Annotated in this window: 12 protein-coding genes and 1 pseudogene; 3 read left to right on the top strand and 10 right to left on the bottom strand. The window is 65.3% G+C overall.

Going from position 1 to position 13,291, the window contains the following annotated elements; translation table 11 throughout:
• Nucleotides 1-108 precede the first annotated feature (108 nt).
• From phoU to F9K20_RS20740, 6 genes are all read right to left on the bottom strand, one after another.
• Nucleotides 109-819 (bottom strand): phosphate signaling complex protein PhoU, encoded by a 711-nt coding sequence (gene phoU, locus F9K20_RS20765; protein WP_291006581.1) that lies wholly within the window; start codon nucleotides 817-819, stop codon nucleotides 109-111.
• Nucleotides 820-921: 102 nt separating this feature from the next.
• The gene (pstB, locus tag F9K20_RS20760; protein ID WP_291006578.1) at nucleotides 922-1,737 is read right to left on the bottom strand and encodes a phosphate ABC transporter ATP-binding protein PstB; all 816 of its coding nucleotides are present in this window, start codon (nucleotides 1,735-1,737) and stop codon (nucleotides 922-924) included.
• A gap of 29 nt (nucleotides 1,738-1,766) precedes the next feature.
• The gene (gene pstA / locus F9K20_RS20755) at nucleotides 1,767-3,503 is read right to left on the bottom strand and encodes a phosphate ABC transporter permease PstA (RefSeq protein ID WP_291006575.1); all 1,737 of its coding nucleotides are present in this window, start codon (nucleotides 3,501-3,503) and stop codon (nucleotides 1,767-1,769) included.
• Complete coding sequence (pstC, locus tag F9K20_RS20750; protein WP_291006573.1) at nucleotides 3,496-4,890, bottom strand: phosphate ABC transporter permease subunit PstC; 1,395 nt, start codon at nucleotides 4,888-4,890, stop codon at nucleotides 3,496-3,498. Before pstC ends, pstA begins: the two co-directional genes overlap by 8 nt.
• Before the next feature lie 153 nt (nucleotides 4,891-5,043).
• A complete protein-coding gene (locus F9K20_RS20745) occupies nucleotides 5,044-6,099 on the bottom strand; it encodes a PstS family phosphate ABC transporter substrate-binding protein (protein WP_367238439.1) in 1,056 nt (351 codons plus the stop codon).
• Between the two features lie 175 nt (nucleotides 6,100-6,274).
• A complete protein-coding gene (locus F9K20_RS20740) occupies nucleotides 6,275-6,424 on the bottom strand; it encodes a hypothetical protein (RefSeq protein WP_291006571.1) in 150 nt (49 codons plus the stop codon).
• A 137-nt stretch (nucleotides 6,425-6,561) separates the two neighbouring features.
• On the opposite strand from F9K20_RS20740, the gene F9K20_RS20735 reads away from it, so the two are divergent.
• Nucleotides 6,562-8,646 (top strand): TonB-dependent receptor, encoded by a 2,085-nt coding sequence (locus tag F9K20_RS20735; RefSeq protein WP_291006569.1) that lies wholly within the window; start codon nucleotides 6,562-6,564, stop codon nucleotides 8,644-8,646.
• On the opposite strand, the gene F9K20_RS20730 is transcribed toward F9K20_RS20735, so the two are convergent.
• Complete coding sequence (locus tag F9K20_RS20730) at nucleotides 8,579-8,836, bottom strand: hypothetical protein (RefSeq protein ID WP_291006566.1); 258 nt, start codon at nucleotides 8,834-8,836, stop codon at nucleotides 8,579-8,581. The genes F9K20_RS20735 and F9K20_RS20730 overlap by 68 nt on opposite strands.
• 137 nt (nucleotides 8,837-8,973) lie before the next feature.
• On the opposite strand from F9K20_RS20730, the gene F9K20_RS20725 reads away from it, so the two are divergent.
• On the top strand, nucleotides 8,974-10,458 hold the full coding sequence (locus F9K20_RS20725; RefSeq protein WP_291006563.1) for an MFS transporter: 1,485 nt from the start codon (nucleotides 8,974-8,976) through the stop codon (nucleotides 10,456-10,458).
• 4 nt (nucleotides 10,459-10,462) lie between these two features.
• Here F9K20_RS20725 and F9K20_RS20720 read toward each other — a convergent pair whose 3' ends face one another.
• The 3 genes from F9K20_RS20720 to F9K20_RS20710 all read right to left on the bottom strand — a co-directional run bounded on the left by F9K20_RS20720 (nucleotide 10,463) and on the right by F9K20_RS20710 (nucleotide 12,374).
• On the bottom strand, nucleotides 10,463-10,921 hold the full coding sequence (locus F9K20_RS20720) for a hypothetical protein (RefSeq protein WP_291006561.1): 459 nt from the start codon (nucleotides 10,919-10,921) through the stop codon (nucleotides 10,463-10,465).
• A 159-nt stretch (nucleotides 10,922-11,080) separates the two neighbouring features.
• Nucleotides 11,081-11,482 carry a hypothetical protein gene (locus F9K20_RS20715; protein ID WP_291006558.1) on the bottom strand — a complete coding sequence of 134 codons (402 nt, stop codon included), beginning with the start codon at nucleotides 11,480-11,482 and terminating at the stop codon, nucleotides 11,081-11,083.
• Nucleotides 11,483-11,582: 100 nt separating this feature from the next.
• Nucleotides 11,583-12,374, bottom strand: coding sequence for an SDR family oxidoreductase (locus F9K20_RS20710; protein WP_291006556.1), 792 nt, complete (start codon nucleotides 12,372-12,374; stop codon nucleotides 11,583-11,585).
• Between the two features lie 384 nt (nucleotides 12,375-12,758).
• Here F9K20_RS20710 and F9K20_RS20705 point away from each other — a divergent pair.
• Nucleotides 12,759-13,291 (top strand): annotated as a pseudogene (locus F9K20_RS20705) (hypothetical protein); the annotation flags it as partial.

Raw genomic sequence — 13,291 nt, 5'->3', positions numbered from 1 at the left:
CGGTAGCCCTGCGCCGCCAGATTGTAGCGCACCAGCTCGGCGATGGCCGCCTCGTCCTCCACCACCAGAATGTGCGGCGACATATCCTTCACGGCACCACGTTCCAGCTCATTCCTTGCGGATCAGCGTCGAACTCGTGTCGTCGCCCTTGGGACGATCGTCCATCAGCGCCTTGCCGTGCACGAGGTAGTACACGTTCTCGGCGATGTTGGTGGTGTGATCGCCGATGCGCTCGATGTTCTTGGCGCCGAACAGCAGATGCGTGCAGAGCCCGATATTGCGGGGGTCTTCCATCATGTAGGTGAGGAGCTCGCGGAACAGGGAATTGTACATGGCATCGATCTGCTCGTCGCGCCGCCAGACGCCGAGCGCCTTGTCGGCATCGCGCTCCGCGTACGCGTCGAGCACATCCTTGAGCTGCCGCAGCGCCAGCTCGGTCATATGCTTCAGGCCCGTCATCAGGGACTTGGGGTGGTTCTCGCCCGAGACGGCGAGCGCGCGCTTGGCAATGTTCTTCGCTAGGTCGCCGATGCGCTCCAGGTCGCCGGCAATCTTCAGCACGGTCATGATCTGGCGCAGGTCGTTGGACACGGGCTGGCGCCGCGCAATCATCAGGATCGTCTGCTCCTGAACCTCGCGCTCCAGCACGTCGATCGCCCGGTCGCCGGCAACCGCGCCCTCACCGAGCTTGGGATCGCGCCGCTCCAGCGCATCGAAGCTCTGTGCCAGAAGCTGCTCGGCAAGGCCGCCCATCTGCGCGATCTTCTTGTCGAGCGTCTGCAGCTCCTGGTCGAAGGATTTGACGATGTGCTCGCTCATAAGACTTTCCTTCTCAGCTCTTGCTTTCGACCGAAGCCTCAGCCCGAACATGCTGCCGTGTCCGCTTGCCTGGAACGCTGTTGATGCCCATTCCCGCAAGCGTCAGCCGATGCGGCCGGTGATGTAGTCCTGCGTACGCTGATCCTTCGGCTTGTTGAATATCAGCTCCGTCGGTCCTTCCTCGACGAGGCTTCCGAGATGGAAGAATGCGGTGCGCTGGGAGACGCGGGCAGCCTGCTGCATCGAGTGGGTGACGATCACGATCGTGAAGGCCTCTGCGAGCTCCTCCATCAGCTCTTCGATCTTGGCAGTCGCGATCGGATCGAGAGCCGAGCAAGGCTCGTCCATGAGGATGATCTCGGGCTGCACCGCGATGGCCCGCGCGATGCACAGCCGCTGCTGCTGGCCGCCCGACAGCCCCGTGCCTGGATCCTGCAGACGGTCCTTGACCTCGTCGAACAGCCCGGCCCGCTTGAGGCTCGATGTGACGATCTCCTCGAGGTCGTCCTTCGATGGCGCAAGACCATGGATGCGAGGACCGTAGGCGACATTCTCGAACACGGACTTGGGAAACGGATTGGGCTTCTGAAACACCATGCCGACGCGGGCGCGCAACTGCACCACGTCGAGCCTGGGATCGTAGATATCGGCACCGTCGATCTCGATCTTGCCGGTGACGCGGCAGATGGCGATGGTGTCGTTCATGCGGTTGATGCACCGCAGGAAGGTCGACTTTCCGCAGCCGGACGGCCCGATGAAGGCCATGACGCCGCGCTCGGGAATGTCGACGTTCACATGCTGCAGCGCGTGCTTCTCGCCGTAGTATACGTTCACATCGCGGGCCACGACCTTGGCCTTCCTGCCATCGCCGGCGACGGGCGACGTCTCAGCCGAAGTGAAGTCGCGCTGCACAGCCATGTCCATAACCATACCCCCTCAGCCCAGCCTCACCAACGGCGCTCGAACTTCTTGCGCAGCCAGATCGCCAACCCATTCATGACGAACAAGAACACCAGAAGCACGATGATCGTCGCCGCCGTCTTGGCCTGAAAGGCCACCTCGGGCAGGTCGGACCACAGATAGATCTGCACCGGCAATACGGTCGCAGCCTCGGTCAGCCCCTTGGGCACGTCGACGATGAAGGCGATCATGCCGATCATCAGGAGCGGCGCGGTCTCGCCCAGCGCGTGCGCCATGCCGATGATCGCGCCGGTCATGATTCCGGGCATGGCCAGAGGCAGCACATGGTGGAAGACCGCCTGCTGATGCGAAGCGCCGACGCCGAGCGCGGCCTCCTTGATCGAGGGCGGCACGGCCTTCAGCGCCGCACGCGCGGCAATGATGATGGTCGGCAGCACCAGCAGAGCCAGCACGAGGCCGCCGACCAGGGGCGCCGAGCGGGGCAGCCCGAAGAAGTTGAGGAACACGGCGAGGCCGAGCAGGCCGAACACGATCGAGGGGACGGCAGCCAGATTGTTGATGTTGACCTCGATCAGAGCGGTCAACCGGTTCTTCGGCGCGAACTCCTCCAGATAGACGGCGCCAAGGACGCCGATCGGCACGCACAGAACGAGCGTAACAAGCAATGTCAGCGCCGTGCCGACCAATGCGCCGAGTATGCCGGCCAGCTCCGGCTCGCGGCTGTCGCCCGACGTGAAGAACAACCAGTTGAAGTGCCGGTCGACCTTGCCGAGCTCCCTGAAACGCTCGAGGAAGGCGATCTCCTGATCCGTGACCTTCCGGTTGCTCTCCGGCGTTGCGTATTTGACGATGCGCCACTCGCCGGGCTTCGCCTCGGACGCCGACGACAGCGGCAGGAGAACCTCGCCGGTGATCCCGGCGGCGGCAATCCTGGTGATCTTGACCAAGCCACCGTTGATGGCGACCAGAAGGCTCGGCATGCGAGCGTCGAGCTCCTCATCGACGTCGGGCCTCTCATAGCGGTCGCGATATTCGGCCGCCTCCTTGCGCAGCTCCTCGATCCTGGCTTCTACCGTGCTCGATCCCAACCGCTGCAGGCGGTCGGCCTCTGCCGCCAGCCTCTGAGCCCGTTCCCGCAGCGCCCGCTTGATCGCCACGAGCTCGCCGGCAAAGTCATTGGCCGAGGTCAGGACGGTGATCTCGCCGCTCGTGCCGCTCGGGGTGGCGGTGCCCCGCGCCGGCTGCGAAACGATCTTGCTGCCCGCGCCCTTGAAGTAGAGATCGGCATCATCCGACAGCAGCAGCGGCACCTTCACCGTGGCTCCGACCAATGCCGGATCGGCCAGCAATCGCCTGCGCAGCTCGTCGGCAGCACCGGTGCTCAGCAGCCGCGTCAGGGTGCGCTCGGCGCTGCGCCCCTCGATGCCGGGGATCGCGACCTTGAGCGCATCCCTGGTAATGGGAAAGTAGTCGCCGGACCGGATCTTGGCGGGATCGCGGTCACCAGGCGCACCGAACGCGTCGGCGGGCACGGCAACGTCGAGCACCAGGGAATGCTGAACGAACGCCGGCAGTCCCCTCATGAGGATGTCAGCGACGAGGACGACCAGAAAGACGGCCGTCAGCAGAAGCGCCGCAATTCCGTACGCCTTGAAGCGCGCCTCCGCCCGATAGCGCCGCCGCACGCGCGCGAGCGCTGCATCCGACGCCGTGTCAAGCCGCCGGGCCTTCGCACGCTCCGGCGAGATCGCGATGTCAGTCATACTGCTCTCGGTATTTGTTCACGATGTGCAGGGCGACCATGTTCAGCATGAGCGTGACGAAGAAGAGCACGAACCCCAGGGCGAACGCCGCCAAGGTCTTGGCGCTGTCGAACTCCTGATCGCCCACGAGAATGGTCTTGATCTGCACAGTGATGGTCGTGACAGCCTCAAGCGGATTGAAGGTCAGGTTGGCGGCGAGGCCGGCGGCCATGACGACGATCATCGTCTCGCCGATGGCTCGGCTGATGGCCAGCATAAACGCCGAGACGATGCCCGGCAGGGCTGCCGGCAGCACCACCTTGCGGATGGCCTCCGATTTCGTGGACCCCAGCCCGTAGGCGCCGTCACGCAGGGACTGCGGCACGGCGTTGATGACGTCGTCCGACAGAGACGAGATGAAGGGGATGATCATCATGCCCATCACGAGCCCGGCGGCGAGCGCGCTTTCCGAGGCGACATCGAGCCCGAAATACTCGCCCCACCCGCGTATGAAGGGCGCAACCGTGAGCGCGGCGAAGAAACCCAGCACGACCGTGGGGATGCCGGCGAGAATCTCCAGCACCGGCTTCGCCCAGGCCCGCACCGGGCGCGAGGCGTACTCCGACAGATAGATCGCGGAGAAAAGGCCGAGCGGGCCTGCCACGCAGATGGCAATGAAGGTGATGAGAACCGTTCCCGTCAGCAGCGGGATGAAACCGAACGCAGTCTTGATGTCGCCCTGGTCCGCGCGCAGCGCTTCCTGCGGATTCCATTCCGTGCCGAAGAGGAACTCAACAATTGTCGGTCTGCCTTTGAGAGCCGGATCGAAGAAGAACCTGTAGGTCTCGATCACTACCGAGAAGATGATGCCGATAGTCGTCATGATGGCGACCGCCGCGCAGGCCATCAGCACCACGAGGACGAAACGCTCGAAATAGTTGCGAGAGCGAAACCCCGGGCCGATGCGCCCCAGGCTCACAACCAGCCCCAGGAGACCCAAGCCGACACCGCTGCCGTAGACGATCCAGTTGCCTAACCGCAGCGTGCTCGCATAGCTGTCGGCCGCTTTCCTCAGCGCCTCGGAGATCGCGCTTGTACCGTGTTGCCCGTTGACGACGTTCTGGATGTCGCGAAGCGCCGCGCCACGCCGCAGTGCATCGGCGGCCACCTCAGGCCCGAAGTAGCTCAAGGCGTTGGACGTCGCCATCTGGATCACGAGCGGCGCCCCAATCGCGAACACAACGAGCATCGGCACGAGGACCGCGACCGCCGTGAACAGGCCGTGATAGATCGGAAGGGAATGCAGCGAGCCCAGGTTGCCGGACGCCAAGCCATGCGCCCGCGATCGCGCCACGAGGAAACCGGCAACCACCAGCAAAGCGAACGAAACGAAGTACATGCCGGCCATGACCGCCGATCCCTTGGTGACCCCCAGCCGTGCTGCCGGGGCACCTCCGCGCCAGGGCCGGCGCGGCTAAGTCAACATATGCACGCACGCACCGCAAGCCGGGGCAGGCCAGCCCCCAGTGGACAGGGCTGGCCTCCTCGCCGCTGCGCCGGCTTACTTCACGTCGGTGGCAGTGAGGACCGCCATACTCTTGGCCGCAGCGGCGATCTTGTCCGCTTCCGCTTTCGGCAGCGCCACGAGGCCCTTGCGCGCCAGGTAGCCGTCCTTCGACATCGCCTTCGCCGATACGTACTCCTCGACGAACTTGTCGATACCCGGGATCACGCCGACATGCTGCTTCTTGACGTAGATGAACAGCGGTCGCGCACCCTTGTATTTGCCGGAGGAGATGCTGTCGTAGTCGGGTGCAACACCCTCGATCACCACGCCTTTCAGCTTCGCCGTGTTTTCCTCAAGGAACGAGTAGCCGAAGATGCCGTAGGCGTTCTTGTTGGCTTCGAGCTTCTGGACAATCACGTTGTCGTTCTCGCCAGCCTCAACATAGGGGCCGTCCTTGCGCATGGACTTCCAGACTTTGTCGAAAGCCTTGCCGTCCTTCTTCTTGAGCTCCGCCAGCGCCGGGATCTTCTTGGCGCCCTCCTCCATGAACAGCTCATGGAACGAGTCGCGCGTGCCGGAGGTCGGGGGCGGACCCAGAACCTCGATCTTGATGTTGGGCAGAGACTTGTCGATGTCCGACCAGTTCTTGTAGGGATTGTCGATGAGCTTGCCGTCCTTGTCGGGCACCTGCGCGGCAAGAGCCAGGAACACCTGCTCCATGGTGAGCTTGGTGGACGGTCCTGCCTTCGATTGCGCAATCGTCAAACCGTCGATGCCGACTTTGATCTGGACGATATCCTTGACGCCATTCTTCTGGCAGTCCTCGAACTCGCCCTTCTTCATCGCCCGCGACGCGTTGGTAAGGTCAGGATGCGTCGGGCCGACACCCGCGCAAAACAGCTTCATGCCGCCGCCGGTACCGGTGGATTCGACCACCGGGGTCTTGCCCGCGCCCGACTTGCCGAACTGCTCGGCAACAGCGGTGGTGAACGGATAGACCGTCGAGGACCCCACGATCCGGATCTGGTCGCGTGCCGATGCCGCAGCAGCAAACGCGACAACGCCCATCGCGGCGACGGCCGCGGTGAGGGCCATAGTCTTGTGTCTCACGCTAATCTCCCTGATTGGGTGATTGGCGGCCACATCCGCCTTGTACTCTTCGTGGCCGGCCAGCGCCCCCTGGCGCACCGCCGTTCTAGCGGGTCTGTGTAACAGTCGCGTGACGCTTCATTTCATTGAAACTATTAGCTTTTTATGGCCTCGTGAATTTTGAGACAGGCGGCGACTAGCTCACCCGAATGTGTTGATGAGCGTGCGTCTCGCCGCGCGCGTGGCGCCCGGTCTCGATGTCGGCCGGCGTCATGACGAGCTTCCCGTGGCGCACGCCGCGCTCGGCGATGACATGCTCGCCGAAACGTCGACGATCGTTGGACATTACCCGGGCATTTCCCTAGCGTCGGGGTCGCCGACGCTGGTGGGGATGGGGGTCTCGTGCGTACAGGTTGGGTCATTGTCTGTGTCAGCACGTGGCTTGCGTGGCCTGGGCACATCGCAGCGCAGCAATCCCAGCAATTGCCGGAGCTGACGGTCACCGCACCGCCCAAGCGCCCGAAGGCGCGGAAGGCCCCGACGCCGCAGAGCGCACCCGCACCGCAGACGCAAGAGCCGTCCGAGGAGGAACCGGACCAGTCGCCATATTCCAGCAGCGCGTTGCTCGGACAGGCCCGTTCCGGAAGCGAGGGCGTGGCGCCGCGGAGCGAGCTGCTGTCGCAGCCGATCTATCGCACGGGCGAACTGCTCGAGGCGACGCCGGGACTGATCGTCACGCAGCACAGCGGTGAGGGCAAGGCCAACCAGTACTTCCTGCGCGGCTTCAATCTCGACCACGGCACAGACCTTGCCATCACCGTTGACGGCATGCCCGTCAACATGCGCACGCATGGGCACGGCCAGGGATACGCCGACACCGGCTTCCTGATCCCGGAGATCATGCGCGGACTGCTGTACCGCAAGGGCCCCTACTTTGCCGCCGAGGGTGACTTCGCCTCCGCCGGTGCCATCCACCTCGACATTGTCGACCGCCTCGAGAAGAACTTCGCGCAGGTCGAACTCGGGAGTTTCGGGCACCGGCGCGCGGTGGCCGGCATGTCGGCCCCGGTCGGCAACGGCGGCAATATGCTCGTCGCCGGAGAAGTCGTACGCTTCGATGGACCGTGGGAGCGGCCGGACGACCTGCGCAAGCTCAACGGCGTCATGCGCTACTCCCGCGGCAGCTACGACAACGGCTTTGCCATCACCGGCATGGCCTACTCCGGCAAATGGTATGCAACCGACCAGATTCCCCGGCGTGCCGTCGACTCCGGCCTCATCGGCCGCTACGGCAACATCGACTCGACCGACGGCGGAGAGGCCGAGCGGTTCAGCCTGTCCAGCCGCTGGAGCGAGCGCACTGCGGACACGCTGACGCGCGCGAGCGCCTACGCCATCAAGAGCGACCTCGCGCTGTTCAACAACTTCACCTATCTGCTGAGCAACCCGGTGGACGGCGACCAGTTCAAGCAGACCGATCACCGCTGGATCGGCGGTGCCGGCGCGAGCAGGACTTTTTTCGGCACGGCGTTCGCGGGCGTGAAGAGCGAGACGACGCTCGGCGTGCAGAGCAGATACGACGACATCAAGGTCGGGCTCTACAATACCAGGGAGCGCGCGGTGCTTTCGACGGTGCGGGAGGACCAGGCGCGGGAATTCAGCGTCGGCATATTCGGCGAGAGCACGCTGCGCTGGACGCCATGGTTGCGCACCACGGCCGGCCTGCGCGGCGATCTCTTCTCGGCCGACGTGTCGAGCAACCTGGGCGCCAATTCCGGCAGCGAGATCGATGCCATCCTGAGCCCCAAGGCCGGCATCGTGCTCGGCCCCTGGTCCAAGACCGAGTTCTATCTGAACGCCGGCACGGGCTTCCACAGCAACGACGCACGCGGGACCGTGATCACCGTCGATCCGGTCTCGCTTGCGTCGGCTCAGGCGGTCCCCTTTCTGGTCCGCTCCAAGGGCGCCGAAATCGGCCTGAGGTCCGAGCCGACGAAGGCGATGCAAAGCACGCTCGCCGCATTCATCCTCGACTTCGACTCCGAGATCGTGTTCGTCGGCGATGCCGGCACCACGGAGGCAAGCCGGCCGAGCCGCCGCATCGGACTCGAATACACCCTGCGCAGCAAGCTCCTGCCCTGGCTGACGCTGGATCTAGACGCCGCCTACACCCGCGCGCGCTTCCTGGAGGACGATCCCGGAGCACCGGGCCGCTACATCCCCGGTGCCACCGAGGGCGTCGTCAGCGCCTCACTCTCATTCGAGAACCTCATGGGCGGCTGGTTCGGCGGGGTGCGCGTGCGTTATTTCGGGCCGAGGCCGCTGATCGAGGACAACAGCGTGCGCTCCAACGCGTCCATGCCGGTGTCGGCGCGGCTCGGCTACAAGTTCGACGACGGTCTGATCGTCAGAGTGGACGGATTCAATCTGCTCGACCAGAAGGCGAGCCAGATCGACTACTACTACGCCTCGCGCCTGATGGGTGAAGCAGCGGCGGGCGTCAACGACAGTCACTTTCACCCGCTTGAGCCGCGCTCGTTCCGGCTGTCGCTGACCAAGCAGTTCTAGGCGCCATCCAGCGCCAGAGCAGGCAGTAGGCGCCGAAGGCACGCGGCGCCAGCAGCAGGATCGCGCGCAGCCATCCTCCGCGATTCGCCGCTCCCTGGTTCGGGCTCCGCCAGGCCTTGTCCGTCGCCTCGGCCAGCGCCTTCTCGTTGACGTCGACAAGGCGCGGCTGCTGCTTCTTGTCCTCGGCCATGGGCCCATCCCGGCTTTGCGCCAGGTTGCCGGTGCAGTATAGGCAGGAAAGGCGCGCCACACAGCGCGCGTCAATCGACCTCTCCTGCTCGCCTGGATTGCTGCGATGCGCTGAGCAGGCGACGCCAGGGAAAGCGCATGAAAGACGACGTCGAGAGCAAGCCAACGACCGGCCGCTTGTTCCTCACCGTCTTTCCCTCAATCATGCTGCCCATGTTCCTGGCGGTGGTCGACCAGACGATCGTTGCCACCGCACTGCCCGCAATCGCCGCCTCGCTCGGCAGCGTCGGCCGGATTTCCTGGGTGGTCATCTCCTATCTCGTCGCCGCCACGATCGCCGCGCCCGTCTACGGCCAGCTCAGAGACGTGTTCGGCGGCAGGCGCATGATGCTCATCGCGCTGTCGGTCTTCATCGCGGCGTCCCTGCTGTGCACGGTCGCAACCAGCGTCGAAATGCTGGCGCTTGCGCGCGTCCTGCAGGGGTTCGGCGGCGGCGGCCTCATGACGCTGTCGCAGGCGCTGATCGGCGAGACCATCCCGCCGCGTGAGCGAGGCCGCTACCAGGGCTACCTCGCCGCCGTGATCGTCACCTCCAGCACCTTCGGCCCCGTTGTCGGCGGCTACCTCACCTATCATTTCGGCTGGCGCAGCATATTTCTCGTCAACCTGCCGCTCGGCCTCGTTGCCGTTCTGATGACGCTGCGGCTGGTGCAGCGCCAGGGAAATCCGCAATCATGGACGTTTGACAAGCTCGGGCTCTTCTTCTTCGTGGGCTTCATCGCCCCGCTGCTGCTCGCACTCGAGCAGGTGCAGCGCTGGAATTCCGGCGCCGGAACCAGATTCCTCATTCTGATCACGATAGCCCTGACCTCGCTGGCCCTGTTGATCCGCCAGGAGCGCCGCGCCTCCTATCCCCTGCTGCCCATCCACCTGCTGCGCCAGCCCACCATTTGGCGCAGCGATGCCCTCGCCGCTTGCCATGGCGGCGTGCTTGTCTCGCTCGTCACGTTCCTGCCGCTTTATCTGCATGTCAGCCAGAGCGCCTCCTCGGCAGAGACCGGGTTGCTGCTGCTGCCCCTGATGCTGGGCCTCGGCACGGGCTCGATGACCACCGGCCGCATCGTCAGTCGGACTGGCTACACCACGATATTTCCCTCGATCGGCCTGATGGGGGCGACAGTCGGCCTCGTCGTCCTGAGCGTTTGGGCCGCCAATTTCAGCCACCCACAACTATCCGTCCTGCTCTTCTTGAGCGGGCTGTGCATGGGCACCGTCATGGGGGTGGTGCAGGTAACGGTGCAGAGCGCTGCAGACAAGGCCACGCTCGGTTCGGCCGCTGCCTCCGTTCAGCTTTCGCGCTCGGTGGGCGCTGCGGTCGGTACGGCCCTCGTCGGTACGATTCTCTTCGCCGTGGTCGCCCACAGCCAGCCGGAGACGGCACGCCTGTTCGCCAGCATGATAGAGCGGGGAGCGGACACCATGGCGTCGGTGCCGTCAGCCCGCCAGGAGATTGTGCGCGGCGAGATCGCCGTCGCATTCCGTGCGGCATTTCTCACCATGGCCGGGTTCGCGGCGATCGGAGCGACCATCGCCTGGTCGATTCCGACGCGGCGGTTGAGCTGAGACCTCAGCGCTCAAACAGCGCCTGCGGCAGCTTGCGCTGCTGGCGCCACCCATCCCAGGCAACGTCGGTCGGCCCTATGGCGTACTCGACCACCACCCATTGCCGCCCGGTCTTGCGCAGAAGGAAGAACGATCCGGCCGGGTCGAACATGCCCTCCTTGAAATCCTCTGCAAACCTCGTGCGGCGCCAATCGATCGGCCGGCCGCCGGGCCGTTGCGCCGTGACGTCACCGAAGGCCCAGTCGCCCCAGACATTAAGCCGGCGCACCACGAACTCGATCTTCCCGCCGATCTCGGCTTCGAAGGTCGGCCGCGCCGCATCCATCAGCTCGGCCCTGAGCGGAGTGCCACGTGCGGGTTGAAAGACATGCTGCGCCAGCGCCTGCGCAGCACCGAGAGTGAGAGCGATCGCTATGAGAATGAAGCGCACGGAGCCGATCCTGTTGTGTTGCAACCCGGACAATGGCTACTCTACGCCACCATCGCCGGCTTCTCCTGCTGGACTCGGCTTAACCTAAACCATTTCCTGCGCGAAGGGCCGCCATCTGATCAATAACCGCCCCCTTGTGCGTCGCCGCCTCTCCCCGTCGGGAACGGAGAGAGGGGCGTACAGCCACTCGGCTCAGGCCGCGGCGGCCATCGGCCGGCGCAACCCGATGTATTGCAGCTCCCCGAAGAGGGCGACGACCAGCGCCTGGCCGACGATGAAGACATATCCAAGCAGGTTGGGCGCAATCCACCCCTCGGCCAGCAGCAGGAAGCTCGCGGCTGCCCACACGGCGTTGCAGACGATGACGGCCCAAACGGCGCCGCGCGTCAGCGTCTCGCGCGTGCCGAGCCACGCGACGAAGACGACGTAGGGCACCAGCACAAGTCCTGCGCCGCGCATGAGTTGCGCCGGCACGCCGAGGAGGCCTTCCAGCAGACCTGCGCCGGCAATCATCAGCAGACCGGTTGCGCCGCTTGCCGCTGCATCCAGGATGAGAGCGCGGCGCAGGAACGTCGAGGGACGAAGGTGGGACATGGGAACGGCTCCTATTCCGTTGGCTTGTGGGCCTCAGAATCGCGGAGCTGCGTCCTGCCGTCGATTACCTCCGAAGTAATGCGGCAGAGGCCGGCGGCCTTCAGCGCGCGCGCACCGACGGCCCGAGATGCAAGCCCGCGTCGGCGAGCAGCGTCTCGCCCGTCACATGACGAGCCGCATCCGAAATCAGGAACAGCGCGGCATCGGCAATGTCTTCCGGCGTCGAGGCAACCTGCAGTGGCGTCGTCCTGGTGATATTGCTGCGGATGCGCTCCGTCGTCTCGGCGTCGAATGCGTCGCTGAACCAGCGCGTATCGATGAAGCCGGGGCAGATGGCGTTGACGCGGATCTTCGGCGCAAGCGCACGGGCGAGTGAGAGTGTCATCGTGTTGAGCGCGCCCTTGGAGGCGGCATACGCCACCGATGAGCCGATCCCGGTCACCGCAGCGATCGATGATGTCATCAGCACGCTCGATCGGCCGGCCGCCTCCAGCAGGGCGCGACAGGCGCGCACCATCTGGAAGGGCCCGACGGTGTTCACAGCGTAAAGGCGCAGAAAATCATCCTTCGATAGCCCATCGAGATTGGCATGGTTCTGCACCTGCTTGGTGATGCCGGCGTTGTTGACCAGCGCGTCGAGGCGGCCGAAGCGAGCGGCGGCATCGGCAATCCTGCGGCAGTCCGCATCCTCGGCAACATCACCCTGGGCGATCACGGCCTCAGCCCCGGCCGCGCGGACGGCCGCTGCGGTCGCCTCCGCTTCCTTGAGGCTCTTCGTGCAGTTGAGAACCACCGCCTTCGCTCCGCGCCTCGCCGCCCCGACGGCAATCGCGGCTCCAAGACCTGTGGCCGACCCCGTGACCAGAATGACCTTGCCGTCGAAATCACCCATGAATCATCTCCTCCCGCACAATGCTGGCATCCTGCCCAGCCTGTCATAGCGAGGCTCACCGCGGGCATCCAGTCAGGAGGCGCCAGTAACCTTTGGTCGGGGCCATCCTGCGGACGGCGGCATGGTTAAGGCGCATGCCGGCGGCCTCAGCCACAAAGCTGCCAATGTCCGAGCGATGTTTGCGCCATCGCGCCCGCCCGAGTCGAGGCGGCGCCCAGCAATGTCAGGTGGACCCCCTTGGCTCGCGCGTCGGCAATCTCGAAACGTCGGACGGCGGCAATTCTGGTCGCGACCGCTCTGTTCCTTTGCGGCACGGCGGTGTCGGCGCAAGAGCAGCTCGTCATGCCGTATGCATGCTCGGCCGGCGGCGGGAGAGTCACGCTCATGCCGTCCCGCGACGAGGCCTATCGGATCTACGGCACGCGCGAGCAGCGCCAGTTTACGGCCTGCTCCCCCTTCAACCCGAACCTGTGCAGAACATGGCTGCTGCACCGTTTCGACCTCGATTGTGGCGGCGTACGCGTGCCGTGGCTCGCCGTGATCGCCGCCGCATCCGAGCAGATGACCGGTCGCGCGTGGGTCGAGAACGGTCACCTGCGCCTGCGCATGAGCCCTTTCTGGGGCATGGGCCCCGGTGATGGGCCGCCGGGCCCTCCCGAGCGCTGGCGCGGCCGCTTCCAGGGCGAATACGCCGACCGCTGGTCGCACCGGTCGCGCGCCGTCGTCGAGATGCCGGCCGGCTTTGCACCGGCCCTTGGCATCCCGGCGCGGTTCATAGCTGCACCGGCCCCCTACCCCGAGATCTCAAGTGCAGCCGCACCGCCTCGGTCAACGCCTGTTCGGCCCAACCAGCCGACGCAGAATGAGCCGGTGCGCGACGCGCGCGCCGCCCCGCCGCCCCCCGACACCGCCATTGC

Source organism: Hyphomicrobium sp. (assembly GCF_009026145.1).
In the GTDB taxonomy this organism is placed as follows: domain Bacteria; phylum Pseudomonadota; class Alphaproteobacteria; order Rhizobiales; family Hyphomicrobiaceae; genus Hyphomicrobium_A.
This window is presented reverse-complemented; position numbering and strand designations above follow the sequence as displayed.

Excerpts from the sequence above, each read along its gene's own strand:
- phoU (WP_291006581.1), bottom strand. The coding sequence starts at position 819 with ATGAGCGAGCACATCGTCAAATCCTTCGACCAGGAGCTGCAGACGCTC.
- pstB (WP_291006578.1), bottom strand. The coding sequence starts at position 1,737 with ATGGCTGTGCAGCGCGACTTCACTTCGGCTGAGACGTCGCCCGTCGCC.
- pstA (WP_291006575.1), bottom strand. The coding sequence starts at position 3,503 with ATGACTGACATCGCGATCTCGCCGGAGCGTGCGAAGGCCCGGCGGCTT.
- pstC (WP_291006573.1), bottom strand. The coding sequence starts at position 4,890 with ATGGCCGGCATGTACTTCGTTTCGTTCGCTTTGCTGGTGGTTGCCGGT.
- F9K20_RS20740 (WP_291006571.1), bottom strand. The coding sequence starts at position 6,424 with ATGTCCAACGATCGTCGACGTTTCGGCGAGCATGTCATCGCCGAGCGC.
- F9K20_RS20730 (WP_291006566.1), bottom strand. The coding sequence starts at position 8,836 with ATGGCCGAGGACAAGAAGCAGCAGCCGCGCCTTGTCGACGTCAACGAG.
- F9K20_RS20725 (WP_291006563.1), top strand. The coding sequence starts at position 8,974 with ATGAAAGACGACGTCGAGAGCAAGCCAACGACCGGCCGCTTGTTCCTC.
- F9K20_RS20715 (WP_291006558.1), bottom strand. The coding sequence starts at position 11,482 with ATGTCCCACCTTCGTCCCTCGACGTTCCTGCGCCGCGCTCTCATCCTG.
- F9K20_RS20710 (WP_291006556.1), bottom strand. The coding sequence starts at position 12,374 with ATGGGTGATTTCGACGGCAAGGTCATTCTGGTCACGGGGTCGGCCACA.